At 39.2% G+C, this 26,095-nt stretch carries 25 protein-coding genes and 1 riboswitch; of the genes, 15 read left to right on the top strand and 10 right to left on the bottom strand.

What is annotated here, in order from left to right:
* Positions 1–54: 54 nt before the first annotated feature.
* Positions 55–666, bottom strand: coding sequence for a thermonuclease family protein (locus AU387_RS18245; RefSeq protein WP_059336541.1), 612 nt, complete (start codon positions 664–666; stop codon positions 55–57).
* 616 nt (positions 667–1,282) lie between these two features.
* On the opposite strand from AU387_RS18245, the gene AU387_RS18240 reads away from it, so the two are divergent.
* The 4 genes from AU387_RS18240 to AU387_RS18225 all read left to right on the top strand — a co-directional run bounded on the left by AU387_RS18240 (position 1,283) and on the right by AU387_RS18225 (position 5,007).
* Positions 1,283–2,698 carry a sugar porter family MFS transporter gene (locus AU387_RS18240; RefSeq protein WP_059336540.1) on the top strand — a complete coding sequence of 472 codons (1,416 nt, stop codon included), beginning with the start codon at positions 1,283–1,285 and terminating at the stop codon, positions 2,696–2,698.
* 342 nt (positions 2,699–3,040) lie between these two features.
* Complete coding sequence (locus AU387_RS18235) at positions 3,041–3,586, top strand: hypothetical protein (RefSeq protein ID WP_059336539.1); 546 nt, start codon at positions 3,041–3,043, stop codon at positions 3,584–3,586.
* Between the two features lie 183 nt (positions 3,587–3,769).
* A complete protein-coding gene (locus AU387_RS18230) occupies positions 3,770–4,249 on the top strand; it encodes a hypothetical protein (protein ID WP_059336538.1) in 480 nt (159 codons plus the stop codon).
* A gap of 278 nt (positions 4,250–4,527) precedes the next feature.
* On the top strand, positions 4,528–5,007 hold the full coding sequence (locus AU387_RS18225) for a DUF4944 domain-containing protein (RefSeq protein ID WP_059336677.1): 480 nt from the start codon (positions 4,528–4,530) through the stop codon (positions 5,005–5,007).
* A gap of 154 nt (positions 5,008–5,161) precedes the next feature.
* Here AU387_RS18225 and AU387_RS18220 read toward each other — a convergent pair whose 3' ends face one another.
* The gene (locus AU387_RS18220) at positions 5,162–5,518 is read right to left on the bottom strand and encodes a YoqO family protein (RefSeq protein WP_059336537.1); all 357 of its coding nucleotides are present in this window, start codon (positions 5,516–5,518) and stop codon (positions 5,162–5,164) included.
* Positions 5,519–5,870: 352 nt separating this feature from the next.
* Here AU387_RS18220 and AU387_RS18215 point away from each other — a divergent pair, with 352 nt between their 5' ends.
* Positions 5,871–6,227, top strand: a complete 357-nt coding sequence (locus AU387_RS18215; protein WP_059336536.1) for a DUF3221 domain-containing protein — start codon at positions 5,871–5,873, stop codon at positions 6,225–6,227.
* A gap of 145 nt (positions 6,228–6,372) precedes the next feature.
* Here the strand turns inward: AU387_RS18215 and AU387_RS18210 are convergent, their stop codons facing one another.
* From AU387_RS18210 to AU387_RS22140, 3 genes are all read right to left on the bottom strand, one after another.
* On the bottom strand, positions 6,373–6,738 hold the full coding sequence (locus AU387_RS18210; RefSeq protein ID WP_059336535.1) for a hypothetical protein: 366 nt from the start codon (positions 6,736–6,738) through the stop codon (positions 6,373–6,375).
* Between the two features lie 361 nt (positions 6,739–7,099).
* Positions 7,100–7,645, bottom strand: coding sequence for a hypothetical protein (locus AU387_RS18205; RefSeq protein WP_059336534.1), 546 nt, complete (start codon positions 7,643–7,645; stop codon positions 7,100–7,102).
* Positions 7,646–7,836: 191 nt separating this feature from the next.
* Complete coding sequence (locus AU387_RS22140; RefSeq protein ID WP_232460780.1) at positions 7,837–8,040, bottom strand: VanZ family protein; 204 nt, start codon at positions 8,038–8,040, stop codon at positions 7,837–7,839.
* A 1,694-nt stretch (positions 8,041–9,734) separates the two neighbouring features.
* On the opposite strand from AU387_RS22140, the gene AU387_RS18195 reads away from it, so the two are divergent.
* A complete protein-coding gene (locus AU387_RS18195) occupies positions 9,735–10,508 on the top strand; it encodes an acetoin reductase (protein ID WP_059336533.1) in 774 nt (257 codons plus the stop codon).
* Positions 10,509–10,786: 278 nt separating this feature from the next.
* On the opposite strand, the gene AU387_RS18190 is transcribed toward AU387_RS18195, so the two are convergent.
* Positions 10,787–11,824, bottom strand: coding sequence for a polysaccharide lyase family 1 protein (locus AU387_RS18190; RefSeq protein WP_059336532.1), 1,038 nt, complete (start codon positions 11,822–11,824; stop codon positions 10,787–10,789).
* A 168-nt stretch (positions 11,825–11,992) separates the two neighbouring features.
* Here AU387_RS18190 and AU387_RS18185 point away from each other — a divergent pair, with 168 nt between their 5' ends.
* Positions 11,993–12,670 (top strand): YoaK family protein, encoded by a 678-nt coding sequence (locus AU387_RS18185; RefSeq protein ID WP_059293345.1) that lies wholly within the window; start codon positions 11,993–11,995, stop codon positions 12,668–12,670.
* Positions 12,671–12,951: 281 nt separating this feature from the next.
* Positions 12,952–13,650, top strand: a complete 699-nt coding sequence (gene exlX, locus AU387_RS18180) for an expansin ExlX (protein WP_059336531.1) — start codon at positions 12,952–12,954, stop codon at positions 13,648–13,650.
* A gap of 434 nt (positions 13,651–14,084) precedes the next feature.
* Here exlX and AU387_RS18175 read toward each other — a convergent pair whose 3' ends face one another.
* Both AU387_RS18175 and AU387_RS18170 read right to left on the bottom strand, forming a co-directional pair.
* On the bottom strand, positions 14,085–14,381 hold the full coding sequence (locus AU387_RS18175) for a hypothetical protein (protein ID WP_059336530.1): 297 nt from the start codon (positions 14,379–14,381) through the stop codon (positions 14,085–14,087).
* Between the two features lie 111 nt (positions 14,382–14,492).
* Positions 14,493–16,535: a molybdopterin oxidoreductase family protein gene (locus AU387_RS18170; RefSeq protein ID WP_059336529.1), complete on the bottom strand. Its 2,043-nt coding sequence runs from the start codon at positions 16,533–16,535 to the stop codon at positions 14,493–14,495.
* Positions 16,536–16,683: 148 nt separating this feature from the next.
* Positions 16,684–16,775: riboswitch (SAM riboswitch) on the top strand.
* Positions 16,776–16,871: 96 nt separating this feature from the next.
* On the opposite strand from AU387_RS18170, the gene AU387_RS18165 reads away from it, so the two are divergent.
* The 7 genes from AU387_RS18165 (at position 16,872) to AU387_RS18135 (ending at position 24,439) form a co-directional block, all read left to right on the top strand.
* The gene (locus tag AU387_RS18165; RefSeq protein WP_082687960.1) at positions 16,872–17,894 is read left to right on the top strand and encodes a 2-hydroxyacid dehydrogenase; all 1,023 of its coding nucleotides are present in this window, start codon (positions 16,872–16,874) and stop codon (positions 17,892–17,894) included.
* A gap of 17 nt (positions 17,895–17,911) precedes the next feature.
* Positions 17,912–19,390 (top strand): FGGY-family carbohydrate kinase, encoded by a 1,479-nt coding sequence (locus AU387_RS18160; RefSeq protein WP_059336527.1) that lies wholly within the window; start codon positions 17,912–17,914, stop codon positions 19,388–19,390.
* Between the two features lie 93 nt (positions 19,391–19,483).
* Complete coding sequence (locus tag AU387_RS18155; RefSeq protein ID WP_059293231.1) at positions 19,484–20,728, top strand: MFS transporter; 1,245 nt, start codon at positions 19,484–19,486, stop codon at positions 20,726–20,728.
* 467 nt (positions 20,729–21,195) lie between these two features.
* Positions 21,196–21,747: a MarR family winged helix-turn-helix transcriptional regulator gene (locus AU387_RS18150; protein ID WP_059336526.1), complete on the top strand. Its 552-nt coding sequence runs from the start codon at positions 21,196–21,198 to the stop codon at positions 21,745–21,747.
* Positions 21,748–21,760: 13 nt separating this feature from the next.
* A complete protein-coding gene (locus tag AU387_RS18145) occupies positions 21,761–22,699 on the top strand; it encodes an ABC transporter ATP-binding protein (RefSeq protein ID WP_059336525.1) in 939 nt (312 codons plus the stop codon).
* A gap of 10 nt (positions 22,700–22,709) precedes the next feature.
* Entirely contained in the window at positions 22,710–23,456 is a 747-nt protein-coding gene (locus AU387_RS18140) for an ABC transporter permease (protein WP_059336524.1), read from the top strand.
* The gene (locus tag AU387_RS18135; RefSeq protein ID WP_059336523.1) at positions 23,450–24,439 is read left to right on the top strand and encodes an ABC transporter permease; all 990 of its coding nucleotides are present in this window, start codon (positions 23,450–23,452) and stop codon (positions 24,437–24,439) included. Before AU387_RS18140 ends, AU387_RS18135 begins: the two co-directional genes overlap by 7 nt.
* Before the next feature lie 292 nt (positions 24,440–24,731).
* Here the strand turns inward: AU387_RS18135 and AU387_RS18130 are convergent, their stop codons facing one another.
* Together AU387_RS18130 and AU387_RS18125 are read right to left on the bottom strand one after the other, a co-directional pair.
* Entirely contained in the window at positions 24,732–25,259 is a 528-nt protein-coding gene (locus AU387_RS18130; protein WP_059336522.1) for a GNAT family N-acetyltransferase, read from the bottom strand.
* A gap of 57 nt (positions 25,260–25,316) precedes the next feature.
* The gene (locus tag AU387_RS18125; RefSeq protein WP_059336521.1) at positions 25,317–26,081 is read right to left on the bottom strand and encodes a hypothetical protein; all 765 of its coding nucleotides are present in this window, start codon (positions 26,079–26,081) and stop codon (positions 25,317–25,319) included.
* Between the last annotated feature and the right edge of the window lie 14 nt (positions 26,082–26,095).

Genomic DNA, 26,095 nt, shown 5'->3' with positions numbered 1-26,095 from the left:
CCCTCTTTTTTGATTTCATTCAAAAGGGTATCTATCACGAACTATATCCTTTTTTCACTTATGTTTTTCAGTTGAGTGCTGCTTAACACAGCCTTTAAATCCTCTGGCATTCACATAACCGTTTTTACTCCAAATAGAACGTTTTTTCGTTTGTGCTTCCTGTTCATCTTTTCTAAACTGGTCTATGTATTTCGTATTTGGCTCATAAACATATGCTACTCTGGCTAATCCTTCTTTTAACAGTGTTTCTTGAACAGATTTGCCATCGACATAAACGTAAGCTAACAGCCTTCCGAATTTATCTCTGCGCTCTCCTTTATCAAATTCTAATTGGAGCTTGCCGCCGCTAACCAATTCTTTGTTTCGTTTAGATGCATCCTCGCCATATGGCTGAACACATGAATGTGGCTTTTTAGTCTCTGGAGTATCAATGAGCAAGTAGCGAACCGTGTCAATATTGCCGTTATAGCTAACTTTGATCGTATCTCCGTCAACAGGCCTTTCTAACAAAGCATCCACCAAGCCTTTTTTTGCTTCCGATTTAGAATTCTTGGCAACTGGCTGGTTAAGATCTGAATGGCTTTTTTCAGCAGTATCATTTAATCCGCAGGCTGCCAAAGAAAAACTCAAAGCTAATAGACTAAAGCCTAACATTACTTTCTTCAATTCTATTTTCTCCTTCTTCTGTTTCTATCTCAATCAACCAACATCCATTATAATGATATCGCTATTTATTGTGAATGTAATTTTTCTTAACACGTTTATATTTGAGTACAAGCCCTTGATCAATATTCAGATATCACAAAAAGGTTTCAAAAACATAACCATAACATAATGAAAATAGAACATGTTCAGCTGAATTTCCTGAAATCATTCGGAGCATAAGGGGATTAGTATGTATTCCTGGTGTTAGGCGTTTTATCTGGGAAAATCCTATGATTGCTAAAAAACTTTAGAAGCTTTTTATTGACTGAAAACGCTTTTAAAATTATGATAATATCAAACCTGACAAGGATGTAACAAAAATATAACTAGGACATAACAAAAAAGTGGATATGTTTCTTGTGAAAAAATGAAAGCGATTTCAATTAGGTTGTTTTTGCGAAAAGCCTCATTCGCTGCATTGAGTATTGCTAATTTTCAGATTGATAAGGTCTCGGGAAATAAAAAACCTGGCTGAAACGAGTATTGCTCTTTAAAAGAGAAAGGGTGAATCCAGCACACTCGGTTGACAAGAATGAAAAAATGTATAAAGCATTCTTCATAAAGGTGGGGAAAGGGTATGAAAGAACAACGAAATCCTAGGTCGTTTTTACAGTTAATAATGATTTCAGCAACATTTGGCGGGCTTCTCTTTGGATATGACACCGGAGTTATAAATGGAGCTTTGCCTTTTATGGCAAGATCTGATCAACTTAACTTAACACCGGTCACAGAAGGGCTGGTTACAAGCATGCTTCTATTAGGAGCAGCGTTTGGTGCATTGCTGTGCGGCAAATTGGCTGACCGTTATGGCAGACGTAAAATGATCCTTAATCTTTCCTTTTTATTCTTTCTGGCATCACTCGGAACAGCATTTGCGCCGAATGTTTTAACGATGGTTATCTTTCGGTTTTTGCTGGGACTGGCTGTCGGTGGGGCATCATCAATGGTACCGGCCTTTTTAGCAGAAATGGCGCCGTATGAGAAAAGAGGGCGTATGGTAACGCAAAATGAACTGATGATCGTCGGCGGGCAATTTTTAGCCTACGTTTTTAATGCGATTCTTGGTGTTGCAATGGCTGATACAGGGCATGTTTGGAGATACATGCTTGTCCTTTGTGCCATACCGGCTCTCCTATTATTTGCAAGTATGCTCATGGTTCCGGAGAGCCCGAGGTGGCTAACTTCTAAAGGTAAAAAAAGCGAGGCGCTGCGCGTTCTTAAACTCATACGTGACGAGAAAAGGGCAGAAGCAGAATTTAAAGAAATACAAGCAGCGGCAGTCAAAGATTCAAATGTAGAGAAGGCATCGATCAAAGAGTTCTCTACACCATGGCTGCGCCGTCTTTTATGGATTGGGATCGGTGTTGCCATCGTTAATCAAATCACAGGCGTCAATTCGATTATGTATTACGGCACTCAAATCCTGCAAGAATCCGGTTTTGGTACAAAGGCAGCGTTAATCGCTAATATTGGGAATGGATTGATATCAGTCATCGCCGTTATCATCGGCATTTGGCTGGTTGGCAGGGTGAACCGGCGCCCGATATTGATGATTGGTTTATCAGGAACCACCACAGCGCTTTTATTCATTGCCATATTCTCAATCGTGCTTGATGGATCAGCAGCACTCCCGTATATCGTGCTATCTTTGACCGTTTTATTTCTAGCCTTTATGCAGGGCTGTGTCGGACCAGTAACATGGCTGGTCATTGCAGAAATATTCCCGCAAAAAGTAAGAGGGCTTGGTTCTGGCATCAGTGTATTTTTCCTCTGGATTTTAAACTTTATCATCGGTTTTGCTTTTCCAATCATGCTTAGCTCTGCAGGCTTATCCTTTACTTTCTTTATATTTGTCGCTTTGGGTATCTTGGCAATCGGTTTTGTGTACAAATTCATGCCGGAAACTAAGGGACGAACACTTGAGGAATTAGAAGAGCATTTCCGTTCAATGGATAGAAATTATGACTCTGAAAAATCAATTCATGAAGCGTGATATCTGTACTAAAATGATATTGAAACTCAATTAGATTAATCAAGAAAACAATTCTGCATCAGACTCCCAATGAAGTGCGAGAAATAATTGATATGGACTTGTGGGAGAAAGCAAACTTTATACTTTCTTAATTCAACGATTACATGAAGGCCGCCATTAGTATTGGCGAAGCAAATGATGGGATAACGTTGGGTGTGCATATAGCATGCCCTTCACTGATCTGCTCAAGCAAAACGATTTGTAATTATAATTTGGAAATAACTAACGGAATCTTTTGATATCTCATTTTAATTTGTGAAGCTAGAATTTAGGGCACTAATAACTTTAGGGAGGCTATTTGTTTTGAGGCAGTCAAGTATGTGCATTACTTTAGTGGCAGGGCCAAATTGTGAGTTAGAATCATTTGCATTACGTTCCGCACTTGAATATTACGGTGCAAAAGTACACATGCATTGGGTTGGACGACCTAATGATTTAGTTAGCGTGCTTTCTGGCGAGAACAGGGGAGAAACCGATTATTTGATTTTAAGTTTTCATGGAGAAGATGGAAAATTTATATTGCCGGAATTGGGGCAAGAGGTTTATGAAAAAAACGAGCCGCATTCATGTTATTTCGGTCCTGAAGAAGTTCGGGCGTATGCAGATTTACGAGGGGTGCATGTGTTAGCAACTGGATGCACATTAGGTGACAAAAGGCTTGCAGAAGCGTTTAGACAATGCAAAAGCTCTTCTTACATAGCCCCTGGCGACTATATAGATGGAAACGCTACGCTTATCTTCGTCCTCACATTCATATATGAACTAATGACAAATGCGAAATCTCAAGAGGCAGCATTTCAAAAGGCTGCTTCGATCGACAAAGAAACAAGCTTGTTTCAATTGTTTTGAATCTAAACCACATACATTTAGCTATTGTAATGTTATGTTGCTGAAAGTCCTGCTTAGATTCCCGCAGACTAATGAAATAGTATTGCATTTGTAATAAAGCTCTCTAAATGAGGGCTTTTTTTATGCGTCATACCGGACACTTATATTGGGGAAGCTAATGAAAAAGAAAGAAGGAGATACGAAGTGAAGAAGCATTTACTTTCCTTATGTGTTTTATTATTTGCATTGACTTTTGTTCAAACAAAGACTCAAGCCCTGACATTTACAGAGTTGCCAATTAAACAAAAAACAGAACAATGGTCAGTCGAAATAACTGAAGCAAAAAATGCAAAGGAATTAGCGAGTCCAAAAAAGGGGGAATATAACGTATATTCAATGGAAATCAAAAACATAGGGGAAGCCGCAGCTACAGTGGATGTACAATTGTATAGAAATGATCCTGATTCAACCACTAGGTTTTCACTTTTTGGCTGTCCCAACGAAAATTGTGTGAGACAGGAGGAGGATTTAATAAGCTTAGCCGAAAGTTTAAACGATGGTGCCCCGCTGAAGTTTAACCATTTTATGGTGGCTGAAAAGGCATCTGAATTAGAGGTTGTTATGATTTGGACACAAAAAGGAAAAGAAGGACGCCAATTAAAACAAACCTTTACATTCAGTTAGTACCAGGTGAATTAGACAATGTAGTGACCTACATAGCTTGTAAGTAAATTTCTTTCCATTTGATGCTAAAAGGCAAATAATCAACACCTGATCAGTCATTAGCAAATATAGATGCGCTGTAAATCACAAAGCTGAGAACAAAGAAGAAAGTCTTATATGGCTGCAAAACTGAAAAGACAATGATTGGGCTGCTTTATGAGCAGCTTTTTTTATATTCTTTTTCAAGTAACATTTTGCCCATTTATTCTACTAATAAAATGAAGAAAGCGAGGGAAAACATGAGAAGCAAAAATAAAATTAAAAAATCACTAATCATTACAGCTCTATTATTGATTTGTTTTGTAACGTTCTTTGCAATGATATCAGGAGACAAAGTAAAATATGAGGGAAGCAGCAGGAACGGATTGTGGGTTTCTACCATTGAAAAATCAGATAAAACTTCGATTGGCCCTAATTACTTCTTGAATTTATACTGGCGAGGGAACAAGAAAGAAGCGAAAAGAACCATTGTTGAAAAAATTATATTATATATAGATGGTAAAAAGTACGATGACAGAGAAGATTATGATTTATCAGAGTACACAGGTGAAGAAATGCCAGGCGGAGGACAAATGGAAGACCATATTGCTACGTTTGATTTTATGCCTGAAGATGAAGTAATAGGACATGATGTAGTTGTTAAGGTTGAGTGGAAGACCGGTAGGGAGAAACATACAGATAAAATAAGATTACAAGAGAAACCATGGTATAAAAGATAAATTTGCAATGGCAAGTTTAGGGATGAACGTCCAAAATATAGGTCTGCCTTTCAGAAACATCTGATTGATACGTACATGTCATGATTAAGGCATGTTTTTATTCAAAGTAAAAATAAAACATGCGAGTGTAGTTCCTTACCTGTACATAAAATGCTTACATTTCTTTCAAATGCTCGTAAAGCAATCTAAAGCAAACAGTACCAGATATCAAAGGGACTGCAAACAAAATCATCACTGCTATGGTCTCCCAGCCGTTAAAAAAATCGTGGTTTTTAATGAATACCTGTCCTTCTAAAATGATAAAAGTTATAATCCCTGTTAATACTAAAAAGCATGAAAACAGAATGCTCCTTGCTTTTGGTTTTAGCTTTTTAAACTCATCTTTAAAATAAATGAAAACGAGAACTAAAGAGCAAAAGGATGCTACAGTGCTTATGACATCAATATTTTTCATGATTTTCTCAATGATGATACATAAGATGAAAAGAAAAAATGCTAAGTTTTTAGACAAAAAAATCGCTCCTTATTTTATGGCTACCCAAAAAGTTTACAAGTTTTTCACAATAGGCACAACGCGATGTCAGTAAATTAATCTATTGGTTAACGAAATAGGTGTTTTACCTTATTGTACCATGTACTAAATATTCAATCATTTTTTATGTGCGGGCACTAGGAAATGATGTGTAACGGAAAGGCAAAACGGAATTGAAGAGAGTTTACCTGTGGTAAATCTGTTCTTCAAATCTATAAACTTGTACTGTTTTTCCGGGTCCAGTACTCTTGTGTCGCGTGATTATAAATTACCTCTAAAATGATTTGCCTTTTTTACTGTTATAAAACATACGCCAAAAAGGGAGAGATAAATGCGTAAAAACGGGATATTGGTCTTAGTGTTCCTTGCTTTTATTTCAGGCTGCAATGATAAGGAAGAAAATAAAATAAAAACGCCAAAGATGCAGAACCTTGTTGGTTTTATCCTTTTTAAGGATGAAAAGTCAGCCGTTTTTCTTCAGGGCACACATGCTCCTGAAAAAGAGGACTTTGAATTGTCTCAAGATAGACTTATAAGAAAATATAAAAATCATGTTGTGATATTAGAGTTAAGTCAAATTGAAAACAAAGAAGACCTTGTGGAAGGTAAAAAAATGAAGGTGTGGTTCAACACTCTAAAAGAATCTGATCCTCCAAAAGCAACAATTAAAAAATTCAAATGGTTATAAAGGTTGGCATCCCCCCGCATATGATCGCTTAATAGAAAGCTCTGCAATTACCGTATACAACAATTTGAAGAGTTAAATAGCAAGAGGGGATACACCTGCTTCTCTAGAATCGATTCAATCTAAATGCAGATAAAGTTAGCTTCAATTATTCATTTAACCCGTCGATTTCAAAATTATCTATATCAAGATTTAGGTTTTTCAATTGTTTTAACAAAACTTCAGCTTTTAAGCAGTCACCGTTTTTAAATTCTTTTGGGATATCTTCAGGGTGAAAAATTTTTATACCAGCCTCAATCCATTGTTTACGATACAATTGAAATGCAGCTTCAATCAGATGATCTGGTGTTACAATAAAACCTAATTTCACATCATGATCTTCACTGTAACCAAATTCAAATCCACAACATGGACAAATATCAAATGTTTTTTGATACTCCCCATTATACAAAAGATTTTCTATTAATCCTTTATACCCGCATACTAAACATGAGTACAATTCTTTGTCCAACATTAATCCCTCATTTGTCTATTTTTATAATTACGCATTACGTTCTGCTGAATAAGAAGTTCTTTGGTCTTTTATTTTATTTTAATAATGGTACTGCCATTAACAGCGCTAGGGCAATTTTGATATGAAACAAACTTTAAGGCTTAGAGAAAATGGATTTACGATTGGAACGGTCCTGAAAAAAAGATGTTCTTTTACCACGCCGAAAGAGCATGAACATTCAATGCAGCTAGTTGCTGTATAAAAGCAGCATGATGGGCGAGGGCGGCAAGTGTAATTTGTAATGATGCTTTAGCGTAAAAAACAGCACTCACACGAAGACGTAGTGCTGTTTTAACGTTTGCAGAGCATTGCATAAAAGTGGTTATTTCCAGGCTGACAAATATTTCTTTCGATATGTGCTATCTTTCTCGATCTCAATCAAGTCCATTGCTATTTCCCTAATATGCTCATCTTTATCTTCATCGTATAATTTTTTTAATCCTACAATCATATCGTAGCGAATCAATGTATAATGTTTTTCGTTCATTCCATTTTTAAAGCGATCAATAATATGAGTAAGCACCAGTTCTTTTTGTTCTGGTCCAGCTAAGCCAACCTTCCAGATTGCTTGCAAACTATGCCGAGCAGTTACAAATTTTGAATCCCTGGTCACTTCCCATAACGCTGGAAAGTCGCACAGCATCCGCTTATCCGGATCACTGATAGCTAAACCAGCAAGAAACTGTGCAGCTCTCGCTCGCCTGTGGTTATCCGGATCGGTCAGCCATCCTATTAATTGATCCCATACTTCATAAGCCCAGTCTACTTTTTCCTTTGTGGCGTTAATAATATTCTGAAAGGCTTCTAATTGCAGGCTTTTGTCCTTTGCTTCTAGATTTTCAAAATGAGATTTCATTACACTGTCCATTTTCGTATCACCTTAAAATGATTAGTTATGTTGATTATATCCTTTCTCCTTGAGGTCTTCCAATAAACATCATTTCTCGCGCTAGTGAATGCTTACCTTTTCCTATTATGTCTTTCTAGTTGAATTTCAACAAAAAGTCTGTCACATTGGCTGGTCTTTGCTTGATGAGGGCTACATATCTTGTTTACAGATCAGATGTTTATGAAAGAATCATTTTTAAATCGTAATTTTTTATATACAAGAATACAAAACAGCAAGTAGCCTATTGCAGCACCTGACGTATTAAGGATTAAATCATCAACGTCAAAACTTCTATAAGAGTTTCTTACATACATAGAAATTGAAAGTTGTGTTAGTTCTATAAACAATGAAATAAAACATCCAGTTAATAACATTCTTTTTAGGTTCCTTCCTTAACTTGTCAAATAAAAGAGGGAACAACAAGCCAATTGGCAACAGTAAAATCAGATTTCCGCCAAGAGATCTTATCACAAAAAACTGCAAGCCTAGATGATAAATATCTACAAAGAAATAAAACGGGATAAAGTTATTTCCATACAAAAATGGATGATAAGAATCGTTCCTCCAGTTCGCAATTAAATGATGATCTATAGGTAAAGGGAATATTGTTACGCTTATCAGTTCAAAGAAGTAAACGATTAAACAAACAATAAAAAGATGCTTAACATTGGCCATTCGTTCTTTCTTAAATATAAATCGTTTAATAATTCTATATAGAATAAAACAAAAATAAAGTACAAACATGAATGGCAAGAGAAAAGTTGAGTCAAGCATAAATACACCACAATTTCTTTTTTGATCTATTTTAACATAATTAGGAAAGAGATTAAGATTAAATAAAAAAGACTTTTATCTAGATTTAAAAGGAGGAAAGAGAAGGTGAAACTCAATAACGACAGTGATTTCCAAACCAAGTTTGCTGACATGTTTTTAAGAAACGGTTGAGGAGAAGTTTATTGCTCATATGAGTCAAAGTTGAAAATGATTGGAGTGATATTGAATTGATCAATTGTTAAAGAATAAAAAAATAACTAAATATATTGAAAAGATCAATTGCTCTAAAGAATGCCTAATTTCGTATGGACAAATGACATTTAGCTGTGAGGTAAATACAATAAAGTAAACTAGAGGAGCGAATGGAGGGTTCGATGTGTTTAGACAATATCCAGTATGGTATACACAAACACCTTACTACCTGAATTATCATGTGCCTCAATACCAAACAATCTCTTATGATCCACAACGATGTTATCAACGTTGCATGTATCAATCTGGCGGTAACTATGAGTTATGTGACAGATTATGTTATGGAGAAATACAAGTGTAAAAGAGGGGACTTTCTCCTCTTTAAAACCACATTATATAAATGAAAAATGAAGAATCTGATAAAAAGGAAGTAAATTGGGATAACTCTATTTGATAAACGATACATCACAATTATAAATAATGATATCTCAGTTGAAGAATGTAAACCAAGTAGGAGTCAGAAAAAGCTTGCAACTTAAAGAATGACAAAGGAAACAAGAGGACGGTAGCATCGGCAATACATATGATGATAAGCTTGCTAAGAAAATTGAATGTTAAATGATGAAAAAGCTGACCAGGTCGATGATCTTCTTCGAACGACTTCATCACGCATGCTTTGGAATCAAGACCAATTAAACTCAATGGCATTTACACTATGCTTATATGAAATTCAAAGGTATTGTAAGCAAGGAAAACTACATTTAGAGGTAAGACCGTAGCAATGAAACATTGGGTACCGGTCTAATGAATTCCAATACAATGTATTACAGCGCATGAATACTAAAGAGAATGGATAAGAGCTTGGTGTACATATCTTTAACAATAATGAGGGCTTGGTTACACACGTCCTATAGATCATCTCAATTAAGGGATCAATCCTGAAGTGAAGAGCTTTTTTACTTTACACACGATGATTTCAACTTGAATTAATTAATATAATACAAGCTTTCTTTTGAGACAGCAGTTTACATTATGTGGAGAAACATTGATTTGTTAAAATAAATATATCGTCACTATACCTCATTGCGAAAGGGGAATATTTATGACCAAGGTAGCAATAGTTACTGGTTCAGCAGGCGGATTAGGGAGAGGGATAGCAGAAAGATTGTGCAAGGATGGTTTTAGTGTCGTTCTGCATGATATTAACGAGGAACTGCTGCAGGCAACTGTATCAGACTTCAAAGAAAAAGGCTATCATGTTATCGGAGTAAAAGGGGATGTATCCAAGCGTGATGATCAATTCAATTTAGTTAAAGCAGCGGCAGATACATTTGGCCGTTTGGATGTGTTTGTAAACAATGCAGGCATTGAGGCAGTTTCGCCATTTTTAGAAATAACAGAAGAACAACTGAATCAATTGTTCAAGGTTAATGTCAATGGCGTTGTGTTTGGTACTCAAGCAGCTGCTGATCAGTTCATTAAGCAAGACACAAAAGGCAAAATCATTAACGCATGCAGTATAGCAGGTCACGAATCATTTGAAATGCTTGGCGCATATTCCGCAACGAAGCACGCTGTGAAATCTTTTACACATTCAGCTGCTAAAGAGTTAGCCAAATATAAAATAACAGTTAACGCATATTGTCCTGGTGTTGCAAAAACAAAAATGTGGGATCGTATTGATGAAGAAATGGTTAAACATAGCGATGATTTAAAACCAGGAGAAGCTTTTGAGAAATTCTCTTCAGACATTGCTCTAAAAAGATATCAAACTCCTGAAGATGTGGCCAATTTAGTCTCATTTCTAGCTTCAGATGATTCAGATTATATCACCGGTCAAGCTATTTTAACTGATGGCGGCCTGGTTTATAGATGATAGAATGTACATTGATAAAAAGAATCCATTTTCGAAATGGATTCTTTTTGTTTGAGATGAAACCATAATGACCTAGTTGTATAATGAGAAAAGCAATTCAGAGGTCCGTGTGTTCCTTCAATGAAAATAGAGTGAACATTTTGGCGAAAAAATTTTGGTCCGTAAGCATGTTCATCTTGTGCAGGAATGATATGTTTGATAAGCAAGTTTAGACACAAGCCAGACGAACAATACATAGCCATAAAGAGAGGCTTGGCGTTATGCAAGCCCTCTTTGTGTCAGTAGCCAAAAACCAATGTTGTACTTTGTGATCCGGCATATTTTGTGACAAATTCTTTTGTGTACTGCGGAGTTTGAACCCGGTAGCTGTAATTGGAGCCTGGATTCCACGCTGTCAACGGAGAGGATTGCCTGTTCAAGGATGGATAGCTTCCTGTATCCTTAAAGTATCCGGTGCCCTTGTCATCAAGGATTCCGCCTTTTTCGCTGCCTTTTCCAAAATAATTGTATTCAGAGTATATTTTTGCTTTTGTCGCGATGGTAATTGCTTGGTTAAAATTGTTGCTGTAATTGTTTTTGACATGAAAATAGCCATATCTCATCAGCCCCGGGCCTCTTACATACAAATTCTCAAAATAGTTATTGGCGATGGTCATGTGCGGATAGCCGTCATATTGGTGCTGGGAATCATCAGGATATCCTAAAATTAAACCGTACTTATGATTTGCGAATTTTGAGTTGCTGATGGTGATATAATCAGCTGATTTACCGATATACAACAGCTTGTCCAGGTCACTTCCGCCAGCATTATAGCTGTGTCCTGAAAATGTAACATGGTCGATCCAATAGTTGAAGCCTGAATCTAGATAAAGCTGTATATCGTTATTTCCATTAATCTGCGGGCTGTGTTCAAAGGTCAGATTTTGAAAGATGACGTTTCCGGATGAAGAAGCTGTTGTTAAATAAATATTTTTCAGCGTTTTTTTAGCATAAGAACCTACAAGTGTTTTATTTGAACCAATCGTTACCGTTGTTTTTGAAGAAGCGATTAAATCATTTTGAAGCACTAAAATTTTAGGTGTTGATCCGCTCAGATGGGTTTTTAAATCATTTAGACTTTGGATATATACGATCTGGCCGTTTTTTCCGCCGGTTGTGCTGGCTTTAGAGACTCCTTTTTCATTTTTTGCATTTCCGGCAAATCCTAAAATGCCATTCGTCGAGGTATTTGGAAAATCGACGGCGCCTAAAGCTTTTTCAGGCAAGAGAAGCAATAATAAACTTAACATGGCAAATAATAAAGAAAGTCGTTTCAAAGCCACTCAGCTTCCTTTCAAATTGAAATAAATTCATATGGATTATTATTACAGTTGGACAAAAGTAAGAATAGAGTCTATATTCCTGATCAAAACCGGGATTTTATATGTTTTTGATGTCAAATAAAAGAGTTACAATTGGAACAACACGAAAGGATTGATACACCATTGACTGCTTCAGCATATCGAAACACCTTGCTTTCACTTCTTTGTTTAACAGCGGGAATCGTGGATGTGATCGGCTATTTAAGCCTAGGACACGTCTTCACTGCTAATATGACCGGAAATATCGTTTTATTGGGATTAGCGATCGGAAAATCTCTTCAGGTCACTGTTTTTCATTCTCTGACTGCGCTAATCGGTTTCATATTTGGGGTGATTATTTCAACAATCATTGTTGGAAAGGCAGAGAAAACATTTTGGCCATCCGCTGTAACAAAAGCTCTGGCAATTGAAGCATTCATTTTATTTGTTTTTGCTTGTCTTTCAATATCTTCTGCTTTCGTTCCCGTATACATCCTTATTATCCTTTTGAGTATTGCCATGGGGATACAAACAACAGCAGCTAAACAACTGGGGATTGCAGGCATTTCTTCAACTGTTTTGACCGGAACATTGGCTTCTCTTTTAGAGGATCTTTCCGGCCGGTTGTTTTTCTCTAAACAGAATAAAACATTCTTGAGAGATGCTGTGTTAAGGGCGCTGGCCATCATATTATATTGTATGGGGGCTATTATTGTAGCTTTTGCAGAACCGCATTTTCATTACATCATTATTTGGGTTCCGATTGTGCTCATTTTAGGTATTATACTTACTGCTCTGGCCAAGTTGCAAAAAGTAAAGTGAAATTCTCCCGCTTGCGATTTCAAGCGGGGATGGGAATTTTTTGAGCTGATATACTTCAGATCCTCACTATAGCTATCCATATTAATGAAACAAGAATTTTGGCTCATATGTGCATCTGAACATAAGTATTGCATAGTCGTATAAAATGCACCCTTTGATAGATATAGAATAGTGAATTAGACATAAATCAATCTATGAATCTATGTCCTCTTTCAATCCATATCGAATGAGTATTACAATGATAATGATTCTCATTCGAAATTTGGATTAGGAGGATGTCTATGAAAAAGAAGATCAGTGCTGTTATTAGCGTGGTTATGTTGATGATTCTTTGTTTTTGCCCGCAGGCTTCGGCAGCCTATAACGATTTGCACGAAGGCTATGCATCCTATACCGGATCAGGCTATTCAGGAGGGGCTTTCCTTCTTGACCCCATTCCATCTGACATGGAGATTACGGCAATTAACCCAAAAGATCTTAATTACGGCGGTGTGAAAGCAGCTCTTGCCGGCTCTTATCTTGAAGTGGAAGGGCCAAAGGGGAAGACGATCGTCTATGTTACCGATCTATATCCTGAGGGTGCCCCAGGAGCCCTTGATCTTTCACCCAATGCCTTCAGCAAAATCGGTGCTATGAAAGATGGAAAAATCAAAATCAAATGGCGTGTGATCAAAGCGCCAATCACTGGCAATTTCACATACCGGATTAAAGAAGGCAGCAGCCAGTGGTGGGCGGCAATCCAAGTTAGAAACCACAAGTATCCCGTTATGAAAATGGAATACTACAAAGACGGAAAGTGGATCAACATGGAGAAAACGGACTATAATCATTTCCTCAGCACCAATTTAGGAACGGGCTCTCTTAAAGTCAGAATCACTGACATTCGAGGAAAAGTTGTAAAAGACACGATTCCAAAGCTTCCTGCAAACGGAACATCTGGGGCGTACACAGTTCCCGGGCATGTTCAGTTTCCTGAATAAAACCTTTGAAAAACGTCGGAAAATCTAAATTTTCCGACGTTTTTTTATACGTGCAAATGATTATGAAATAAGAATGTTTTGACTTGCTTACAAGTTGGCACAGCAATGGTAGAGGAACATTTCAAATGAAAAGTCCTGCTCAAGAAAAAGGGCTAAACGAATCCTGCGACTGGTCTTTGTCTTTCAGCTACTTGGATACTAGATGGTGACTCTGTATTCATTTGGCAACCCCTCTACCAAAGACAGCAATACCTATACTTGATAAGTAAAAATCAATATTTGCATATGTGAGATGCTTTCGTTAATGTGTTGATTGGTTTCAAATTAAATAAATAACTAAAGAACCAATAAATTCATCAAAAAGCGTTTCCAATCCTGCTTTTTGTTGTGTTTGGAAAAGAAATTTTATAGCTCGTCTTATTGAAAAATCCGCATTAATCTTTCGCTTGTTGTTTCTCTCCTAATGTTAATACCCATTCTCTTAAGATATGTTTTTGCACATATCTTTTTCCGTTTATTTCGATATGAGGGAGGTCTGTGAGATCCTTTGCTAAGAGTTTCGCCTCCGCTTGGGTTATTCCTAAAAAATGCCCGATGTAAAAGTGAATATCTCGTTCTTTAATCAGCATGATGTCATTTTTTTCGTTAGCTTTTGGGTTGTTAATATGCTTTAATCCTTCTCCGATAAAATATCCAGCCAATGCAATACCGATTCCTAAAAAAACGTCCATGTGTATGCCTCCATTATGTAATCGTCATGTTATACGGTCAATCTATATCATTGGTTTCATTTTTGTTGACTGTGTACACAAAAAAACGCCAGAGCAAGCTCTGGACGGTTTCTATGCTTTTTCAATCTGCACTCGGCCTGAGAAAAAAGTGGCGCCTCCGCCCATATCAGACAAGCGGTCGGGGGTCAGGGCGTTAACAAGCTGATTTTTGCCTGGTTCATCTGCCCATAATCCTTGACTGACGACAACACCGGGCAGCACTTGTTCTCCGACTGCGGCGGTTAGTTCACACTCACCTCGGCTGTTGCAAATCCGTACGGCTTCACCATCAGTGATGCCGTGTTTTTCGGCATCTTTCGTGTTGATAAAGAGTTTCGGTGTCTTTTCAAGTTTGACGTGCTTTGCATTATTGGAAAACGTTGAGTTTAAGAAATTATGATTCGGCCCGGGAACATACATAAACGGGTATTCATGATCCGGCGCAAGCGGCGTATGGGTCGGTAACGGCGGGAAACCGGATTGTTTCATTTTTTCTGAATATAATTCTATTTTTCCGCTCGGTGTCGGCAATTTACCCGGAAACAGCGGCTTTTCACGCTTGGCCTTCATAAATGAACGTTCAGTAAGTGTTTCATAAGTAATTTCTGCTAAATAAGGATTATCGGGGTGGTGAAGCGCCTGCCGGATTAAGTCTTCATCTGAATCTTTGAGCTCCTGATCCGTAAATCCCATTGCCTCAGCCAATAACCGGAATACCTCAGTATTAGACTTACTTTCCCCGTATTTCTCAATAACCGGCTGCTGCAGCTGAATGTAATGATGCCAGTATGAGGTGTAAAAATCAGTATTTTCAAAAGCAGATGCAGCGGGCAGTACAATGTCCGCATATTTGGCCGTTTCTGTTAAAAACAAATCATGAACCACGGTGAACAAGTCATCCCGCAGGAGGCCTTGTCTGACTTTGTTCGCTTCTGGCGCCACAACGGCTGGATTCGTCCCATAAATAAAGAGGGAGCGAACAGGAGGGTCTGTTTCCAGAAGAACTCTGCCCAGCTGGTTCATATTAAACGATCTTGGTGTGCGGCCTTTCAGTAAATCAGGACGCTGAAGCGCGGTGGTATTATATTCTAAAATTCCGCTGTTATGTTTGATGGCACCGCCTCCTGTATGCAGCCATTGACCGGTAATCGCCGGAAGACAGGCAATTGTTCTTACAATCATTCCGCCGTTGTCATGATGCTGAAGGCCGTTTCCGATTCTGATAAAGGAAGGGGAGGTTTCACCATACATTTTTGCCAGCTGATAGATATCGTCGGTACTGATACCAGTGATCAGGGATACCTTTTCTGGATGATACTGTTTCGCATGCTCGCGAAGTTCTTCATAGCCGACTGTATATTCTGAAAGAAACGCTTCATCGTGAAGATTTTCTTTAAATAAAATGTGCATGATGCCGAGGGCAAGCGCGCTGTCGGTACCGGGTTTTATAGGAATAAACCAGTCTGCTAGACGCCCTGTCTGATTTTTATGCACATCAATCACAATAATTTTTGCGCCTTTTTTTCGTGCTTTTTGGGCGATTGTAATTTGATGCATATTTGTGCTGACTGCGTTAATTCCCCAAAAGATAAACAGTTTCGTATGGATTGTTTCTTCAGGATCGATTCCAGCACTCACACCCATGGTATATTTATAGCCCTCTGATCCGGCTTTGCTGCAAATCGTCCGCTCAAGCTGGCTTGAACCCAAGCGGTAAAAAAAGCGGCGGTCCATTCCTTCAGCCGTTAATTTTCCCATATTGCCGTAAAAGCTGTAAGGCAATATGCTTTCAGCCCCTTCTTGATCAATCAGCTGTTTCCAGCGGGATGTGATGGTGTCAATCGCTTCTTCCCAAGAAATTGGTTTAAACTCTGCCTCGCCCTTTATACCTGTTCGTTTCAGCGGAGTCGTCAGCCGCTTTTCATCATAGATGCGCTCAGCCATATTTCGTACTTTGTTGCATATATTTCCGGCTGTCACGGGGTGATCAGGATCACCCTGCACTTTTACAATTTTCCCGTCTTTTTTATGTACCAGCAAGCCGCACTGGTCCGGGCAGTCCAGTGAGCAAACGGATTTAAAAATGCCGTTTTGTTGAGTGGCAAACGATTTCATAGCCCAGTTCCTCTCCCCAGTTAGATATATTGTAAGAATTATAACATTTCGAATGATAACGTCAATTCTGAAAAAAAGACATTGACATCAATCTGGGTCTTCTTTATGATTAACGTATTCTCAATTCTGAAAATTACATACAAAACATTTTCTATCAAGAGAGGTGGAGGGACTGGCCCTATGAAACCTCGGCAACATTATTGTGCCAATTCCAGCAAGCGTCAGCTTGAAAGATAGGAAAGTAAGGTTTATACCGGCTTCTGTCTGTGGCAGAGTGCGCCTATACATGAATCTCTTTCCATCTTTGGAGAGAGATTTTTTTTGTGAAAAATAACGATGAAAAGGATGTTTTGGATCATGACGGTTTTGATTACAGCACCGTACAACGAAGAAGGACGAATAGAGCTTGAAGAATTGTTCGGTTCCGTTTTTTATCAGTCTTGGAAAGAGAACGGCCGGGCATACAGGGAAGATGAATTGATTCAGCTATTAAAAGAAACAAATGCGACGGGTTTGATTACTGAGCTTGATCAGGTGACAGAGAATGTGTTTGCATCAATGCCGGAACTTTCATTTGTGGGAGTATGCAGGGGAATGCCTTCCAATGTTGATGTAGCAGCAGCGTCAAACAGAGACATTCCGGTTTTCTATACACCTGGGCGCAACGCACAAGCTGTTGCTGAAATGTTTATTGGAAATGTGATTTCATTTCTCCGGCACACGAATACCTCTAATCAATGGCTAAAGGATGGAAAATGGAACAGCGATTATTTGCAGGCGTATGCCAAATTCAAAGGTAATGAAATAACAGGAAAAACCGTGGGTATGGTCGGATTCGGAGCGGTTGGGCAAAGAATTGCAAAACTGCTGGCTGCGTTTGACTGCAAGGTTTTGTATTACGATCCATACGTACAGCACGATTATCCGCAATATGAAAAAGTATCTCTGGAGAGGATTTTTTCAGATAGTGATATCGTTTCTGTTCATCTGCCGCGTACAGATGCTACGCTTGGCCTCATTGATCGGACGTATTTTGACTTGATGAAAGAGAGCGCCATTTTCGTGAATACATCAAGAGCTGTCGTGGTAAACCGAGAGGATCTTTTATCTGTACTGAAAGAAAGTAAAATCAGGGGTGCGATATTAGACGTTTTTTATCATGAGCCGCCAGAGCAATCGGATTATGAATTTATTTCATTGCCTAATGTTCTGGCAACACCGCATTTAGCAGGAGCAACATTTGAAGTAGAGGATCATCAGGTTACCATACTGAACGAAGCGCTTAAAAAGTGGAAGGATGAAAAAACTCTCAATATTCCGACTTTATATAACAAAAACGATCTTAAAGCTGAGGTGTAAGAAAAGGGGGCATCAGGATGATGAAACAAAAAGGTTATCTCGTATTTGACATTGGCACTGGCAATGCAAGAGTTGCGGTCGTAAGTGTGTCGGGCAGCGTTCAAACGGTTGAACGGGAGGACATTGTATATACGACCGAGCCGCTTTACCCGGACAGCCGCTATTTTTCTCCACAGGCGCTGTGGAATCAAATCATGAATCTGGCTAAATGTGCGATTTCTCGTTCTCGTCATATTGAAATTATTGGTCTCACTTCAACAAGTCAAAGACAGGGGATCGTGCTGCTTGATCAAAATGGTGAGTCTTTCCTCGGTCTGCCCAATATTGACAATCGGGGCAGGGAGTGGGAGGAAAACATACCGAATCGGGAAGAAGTATACAGCCGAACAGGCCGTCTGCCGACTGCGCTTTTTTCAGCGCTCAAGCTTTATGGTTTAAAGCACCGGCAGCCCTCCTTATGGGAAAAAACTGCAAGCTTCACAAGCATCAGTGATTGGGTGACGTATCAGTTGAGCGGAGTATTGACATATGAACCGTCACAGGCGACGGAAACGCTGCTGTTTGATGTAAAACAAAATACATGGTCAGAAGAGATGTGCGGTATATTCGGTTTCTCGCCATCCATTCTTCCGCCTCTAGTAAGAGCGGGAACAGTCATTGGATCGATAACAGATGAGTATGCGGCAGAATTAGGACTATCACATCATGCGAAGGTTATAGCGGGTGGGGGAGATACACAGCTTGCTGTCAAAAGCACTGGTGCTGCTCTGGGAGACGCAGTCATTGTATCAGGTACGACAACACCGATTACCAAAATTATTGATGAAATTCATGAGGACAGACAAAATAAAGCCTGGCTGAACTGCCACACAGATCAAGGACAGTGGCTTGCAGAGACAAATCCCGGGGTAACGGGTCTGAATTTTCAAAAATTAAAGGATATTTTCTATCCGAATGAACCGTACGATGTGATGGAAGAAGAGATTGCTGCTCTTGCTAAGGAAGATCATGCATGTGTATCTTCCCTCGGCTCGTATTTATCGACAGAAAAAAACGCCCTGACGAAAGGCGGCTTTCTCTTTGATGTACCGCTTTCAGCCCATTTAAGCAGAGCGCATTTTGTACGCGCGGCCTTACAGGAGATTGCATGTTCAATCAAATGGAACTTCGACATCTTAACAGAGATCACCCCGTTTGATCGTGACTATGTGTGGGGATGCGGAGGCGGATTCCAAAGCAGAACATTTACACAATATATTGCCAATCTTCTTCAGAAAAAAATCTATGTCAAAGAAGGGTACAGTCAGGCATCAGTCGTTGGTGCTGCTGTGGTTTGCAATGAGGCCTATAGATTGACCGAAGAAATGTCTGGAAGTGTTCGGGTGATAGAACCGCAGGATTGCCAGATAGAAATGACTTTATACGAGGAGTGGAAGCAAGTCCAACGCTTCTTTTCAGGTTTAGAGCCGTCATCGGGAAACAAGGTATTAGTATAAGGCGGAATTTGCCGCCAATTGAGGAATTATACATTCTCTTACTTTAGTGAGGTAATACGGTAATTGAAATAAGCATCTAAGGAGGATACAGATATGTTAGATAAAATTGGTATACCGAAGCGGCTGGCATGGGGGTTTTTAGGGGTTGTGCTGTTTATGATGGGAGACGGTCTTGAACAAGGATGGCTCAGTCCTTTTCTGATTGAAAATGGGCTCACCGTTCAGCAATCCGCTTCGATTTTTAGTATATACGGCATTTCACTGGCCATCGCTTCATGGTTTTCGGGTGTATGTCTGGAAGCATTTGGCGCAAAGCGGACGATGTTTATGGGGTTGTTGTTTTATGTGATCGGTACAGCTGCTTTTATCGTCTTCGGATTTGAACAGCTAAATCTGCCTGTCATGTATGTGACTTACTTTATTAAAGGCTTAGGATACCCGCTTTTTGCTTACTCCTTCTTGACATGGGTCATCTACAGAACACCGCAGAACAGGCTCAGCACAGCTGTCGGCTGGTTTTGGATTGCGTATTGTCTGGGCATGTTTGTTTTCGGTGCTTGGTATTCAAGTTATGCAATTAAAACGTTTGGTTATTTAAATACGCTGTGGAGTTCTATTTTCTGGGTATGCCTCGGTGCAGTCTTCGCGTTGTTTATTAATAAAGACCGGTTTGAAAAGAAGAAAAGAAAACGATCAGAAACGGCGGAGGAGCTTTTAAAAGGGGTTACCATTCTTGTTACCAATCCGCGGGTGCTGACAGGAGGAATGATTAGAATCATCAACAGCATCGGCACATATGGTTTCCCTGTGTTTTTGCCGATGCACATGGCTCAGCACGGCATTTCAACTAATGTGTGGCTGCAGATTTGGGGAACGATTTTTCTGGGCAACATTGTATTTAATCTCATTTTTGGAATTGTCGGTGATAAATTTGGATGGAAAAACACCGTCATTTGGTTTGGAGGAGTCGGCTGCGGCATTTTCACTGTTTTATTATACTATGCGCCTGTTTTTTCAGGCGGGAATATGGCGGTTGTGAGCATCATCGGCTTTATCTGGGGCGGCTTGCTGGCAGGCTACGTGCCGATTGGTGCGATCGTGCCGACAGTTGCCGGAAAAGACAAAGGAGCCGCCATGTCCGTTTTGAACCTGGCAGCCGGCTTATCGGCATTTGTCGGACCTGCTTTAGCTTGGATGTTCATCGGACTCGTCGGTGCACAAGGCGTTGTCTGGATTTTTGCGGTGCTTTATCTTGCGAGTGCAGTCATGACGAAATGTATTAAGCTACCTGAAGAAAAAGAAGTACAGAAAGAGACTTCTCCTCAATATGCATCCTGATGAAAAGCGCCCCTGAAAGAGGGCGCTTTTTATGATTTTTTTCAGCAATGGTTTCAGTTACAGAGTGCCGCGCAAATCATTGTTCTGGATGGGACTTCATCATTAGGAGTCCGCTCAATAAATAGTTTGGGCGATCATTCTGCATGAATATCGCTTTTTAACTCTCATGATTGTATGCCTTTTTTAAGTGTATCTTTGCAGGGCACGGCTCAACCATTGTAGGACGATTTAAGGGTCTCCGTATTTCTCTTCAATTAGATCTTCAAAAAAAAGGCTGATTTCAATGCTTTTTCTTCATCAACTATACGTTGCCGAGCCATGATATACCTTTTTCATATTGATCAATATGTGTATGTTTTGCAAACGAGGATGTTAGTTTTTTGAAATGAAATAGACAATATGTTGACAAATTGAAACAAAGTGCTATGATGATATAGACAACAAATTGTCTTTTTGGGAGGATTATAATGAACTTTTCTAAAGAACTAAAAGATTTATTTTTAATGCAGCAGTCTTACGCTACACTTTTTTCTGTTTTAAACAAAATTCAATCACGAGGTGATGAGTACTATGAGAGCTTAACGACTAGGCAATTTATGACGATGGTCTCCATACTGCATTTACCGGAAGAAGAAACCACTTTCAACAACATTGCCAAAAAATTAGGTACGTCGAAACAGAACATAAACAGGCTTGTCAGCAGTATTGAAAACAGAGGATATGCCGTTACTGTGCCAAGTAAACGTGACAAGCGTGCGGTTAATGTGAAAATTACCGATTCTGGAAAACGCGTTTTAGAGGAGTGCGGTGAAAAAGCTGTGTACTTTATGGCAGATATTTTTCAGGGGTTTTCGACGGAAGAATTAGAGACACTGTGGAATTTATTGAAAAAGCTATACAGTTTTGACGGAGAAGAGCAGGATGGTTTCGAAGAAGAAGCTCGTGACTTTGAAATTGAACAAGAACGTGATGATCTGAAAATAAAAATACTTCAGGAGTTCGCAAAACGGAGAATGTAAAAAGGAGATACGTATGAACAGCGTGGCATTAATAGAAAATTTGAAAAAGCAGTACACGAACAAAACTGCAGTAGACGGCATTTCATTTGAAGTAAAGGAGAGTGAAGTCCTTGGGCTTCTTGGCCCAAACGGAGCAGGAAAAAGCACAACGATTCATATTTTATCCGGAGTACTGTCGGCCACTTCCGGAAATGTTACGATATTGGGCCATAATGTAAAAAACAGCGCAAAGAAAATGAAAAAGGGCATCGGAATCGTCCCTCAAGATATCGCCATCTATGAGGATATATCTGCTGAGCAAAATGTTCGCTTTTTTGCCAGTCTATATTCTCTTAAAGGAAAAGAGCTGAAAGCCCGGGTTAAGGAAGCCTTGGAGCTTGTACAGCTATATGATCGTAAAGATGATAAGCCTAAGACTTTTTCAGGCGGGATGAAAAGGAGACTAAACATTGCCTGTGCTATTGCCCATCAGCCGAAACTGATTATTATGGATGAGCCGACTGTTGGGATAGACCCTCAATCAAGAAACCACATATTGGAGTCTATTAAATTGCTGAAAGAAAAAGGAGCGAGCATCATTTACTCAACTCATTATATGGAAGAAGCGGAGGCTATTGCTGATCGGATTATGATTATGAATGAGGGAAAAATCATTGCTAACGGGACGAAAGATGAATTGTACAAAAAAGTAAATAAAGAAATGACTTACTCTTTTCAGCTGGCGAATGCAGATAAATTAAACAAAAACATTCTGATGGATATAGAAGGGGTTATAAAAGCACACTCCATAGAGGGTGAATTGAAAGTTACAGTCCGAAAGAGCCAAGATCTCCTAGGTGAAATCATAGCAGAATTAAGTGTTCAAGGATGCAGCATTCTGCATATGAGCAGTCAAGAGGCATCATTAGAAACGGTATTTTTGGAGCTGACGGGAAGAAATTTAAGAGATTAGGAGAGGCAACATGAGTTTGATAAAAGTAATGACATTTGATTTTATGAATATTTTAAGGAATCCGGTTCTCGTTTTAGCTAATACGATTTTTCCTTTCATTCTTATTGTGATCATGGGTTTTGTCACAAAAAACAGCTTTGGGGCAGATGGTATCAGTTCATACGATTATTACGGGGTGAATATGATAATTTTCTCAGCGGCTCTGATCGCAATGACCGCGTCCAACACATTTATGGAAGAAAAGGTGAAGAGTGGAAACATCCGCCTTGTATACGCACCCGTTTCGAAAACAAGTATTTATCTTTCAAAATTACTATCAACTTACATATTCAGTGTGATATTGTACAGCATGAATGTATGGACGGCCCAAACGATTTTTAAATTGAACTTTGGCGGAGAAGACCTTCCGTATATCTTGCTTTTACTGCATGTCTTTTTGTTCTTTGGCTGCTGTTTCGGCATCATGTTTTGCTGCATTTTCAAAAATGAAGAACAGGCGAATAGTATCATGCAAATTCCAGTTGCTTTTTTTGTTTTCTTTGGAGGCGTTTTTTTCGGAATTCATAGATTTGGAGATACCGTAAATGAAATTTCCGTATTTTCTCCGGTTAAATGGGTAGCGGAATGCTCATTTCGCCTTATTTATGATCATGATTTCAGCATTTTGCTGCCTGTGGTATCCATTCTTCTCTTGGCTTCAATCGTTTGTATTGCCGTTTCCCATGTTGTTTTTAAGCCGGAGGGATATGTATGCTGAATCTATTCCGAAATAGGTGGGAACGAATACTGGCGAAGAAAGCCGTTATCATCATTGCAGTGATTATCATTCCGCTGATGGTTGGAACAGCGATTCTTTTTTCCGGTAAACCGGTCTTAAAAGAAACCATTGCATTTGTCACGGAGCAGGATGAAATGAAAAATCTCCCCAAAGATCCTGCCTTTCGAGTGGTTATGGTCCATCAAAAGCCGAGGTTTTCTGATCTTGTGTTAGGAAAATATGCAGCAGTCGTAGAAAAAAATCATCAAGACTACAAGGTAACCACTTTGAAAAGTGAAGCGGATAAAAAAATGATTCGGGAGCTTTTTGAGACTGGGAAAATGCCGAACAGCTATAAAGGAGAGGATAAAATAAGGACTGAAAGAGGGACAGGCACAAATATCTTAGGTTTTATCGTGATGCTTGTTTTTATGCAAGGTGTCGCGCTCACTGCCTTGTATCCTGAAGACCGCATGCTTAAAACCTTCAGGCGGATTTTAGTGTCACCCGTAAACGAGAACAAATACCTGAGTGTTCAGTTTATCTTTACATTTTTATGTCTATACATACCAACCTATCTGGCCATTGTGATGACAACAATATTATTTCAGGTGGATATTGGCTTTCGCTTGGACATTCTTGCTGAACTGCTGGCTGTTCTCGCAGTGCTTGCAGCGTCATTCGCTATTTTTATGTCCTCAGTTATGGATCGAAACTTAAGCTTGGTGACGAGCGGAATCAGTGTGGTTACGTCTGTATTGTCGGGCTGTTTTATTTCTTTTACGACTAATCTTCCCGTCTTAGATGCACTATGTGCGATTCTGCCGCAAAAAGCATTCATGACTTTTATCCATGGGATAGAAATAGGGCAGACAGTGCAGGAATTCAAATTTCAGCTTTTTTATATCTTTCTTTGGTCGGCATTATTTTATTTCTTTGGTGGCTTTATGACAAGAAGCAGGATGAAGAAAGGGATTTATTAATGGATGTCACTAGATGCATATAGCGCTATGCATCTTTTTTATTGTTTCGTTATAGGGAGTTATTTATTAGGGAGTTTTTAAGAATGAAATGGCATTGCTGGCACGACTACAGAACCGGACATTTTATATGACAAGGCTCCGTCTTCGCCAATGCTGCGATGGAATGCGGTCTTTTTGATTTCCACTACTGTGAGTATTTTGGCTATGATATTTTGAGAGGCAATCATGAGGAGTGAAAACAGACGAGAGACTTAGGGAAGAGCAGCTAGAATCTCTGCTCATTCTCTGATTTTCATGATTTTATCATAGAATAAACATTTGTATCATAAGGGACACCGTTTTGGTACATATATTGTTTTAATACGCCTTCTTTTTCAAATCCCATTTTTAACAGCAAACGATTTGACGCTTCATTTTCCATAAAAACAACTGCACCGATTCTCGTTAATTCAAGGATATCAAAGCCGAAAGACACAATTTCTAAAATGGCTTCTGATGCATAGCCGTTTCGCCAATTCACCGGGCTGATTTCATAACCGATTTCTGCACGTTTATGCTTGGGGGCCAAAGCATGAAAGCCAATCGTACCGATGAGTTCTTTGGTGTCTTTTCTTTCAATTCCCCATCGTATTCCCCGCATTTCTTGATAATTGTCGGCAAACTGATGAATCATTGTTTTTGCCTGATCTATACTTTCAAAGGGATCAAGTCCGTAGTAGCGTGTGACGCCATGGTTTGAAAAACAAGTAAAAATGGCTTCCGCATCTTTCTCTGTCAACTCTCTTAGAATAAGCCTGTCGGTTTCTAATACAGGAAACACCCAATCCCTCCCTTATGATGTATGTAGGTTTATCATATCCCTTTTATTTCCTCTTTTCTATAACAAAATCGAATTTGATGAAGCAAAGGAGCGAATTTGTTTTTCTAATTCCTCTTTGTTTTTCTTAAATTGTTTCATTCGATGGCCGTTCGCGCCTGATGGGTGAGGGAAGCCGTGTAGGCAGGTCAGCCGCCATTTGCCGTTTTCCCTGATCAGTGTTTCACAGACTGTTTCGGCTGCTTTGCCTAGCGGGATAAGAAGAGCAGGGCCCGATAGCTTTTCAAGTTCAGCGGGAAAATGCTTATATGCATAAGTGCTTAGCATAGATGAGCGGGGGATAGCCGGACGATGTCCTGTATAGTTTTTCTGCTGAATGAAAACAGGGTATTTGATAACAGAAGTGGTGTGAAGCATATGGCGCAAGTCGCCGAAAAGCTGTGCGGTGCTTTGAATGCCTAAAACCTGCGGCAGCCCGCATTGATCCAGCATCGCAATCAGGTTATCTCTCATAGTTCCAGAAAGTCCTGCCGCTTTTTTGGTGTCTAAAGCTATCTGTTCTAGAGATCGGCCTTTGCGCAAGCTTTCTGCAGCTGTTTCATAAGCTGTTTTCATCTGTGAAAAACCCGGCGTTATGCCTGAAATCACAATCGAAGCATCTTGATTGATATATTCATTATGAGGTGAATAGTACATTTCAAGCGCGTTTTCTTGGTGTATGCGAAATGGGGAAGTAAGCAAATCCGTTTTCGAAAGCGGTTTTGATACCGGAAGAGTATTTAGTTTCTCTGCAAATGATGCTAAACCGCTGCGGTTTTCAATCATGTGCGAACCTCCCT

Source organism: Bacillus halotolerans (assembly GCF_001517105.1).
GTDB lineage: Bacteria > Bacillota > Bacilli > Bacillales > Bacillaceae > Bacillus > Bacillus halotolerans.
Note: the sequence above shows the minus strand (reverse complement) of the source record. Positions and strands in the feature narration are given on the sequence as shown.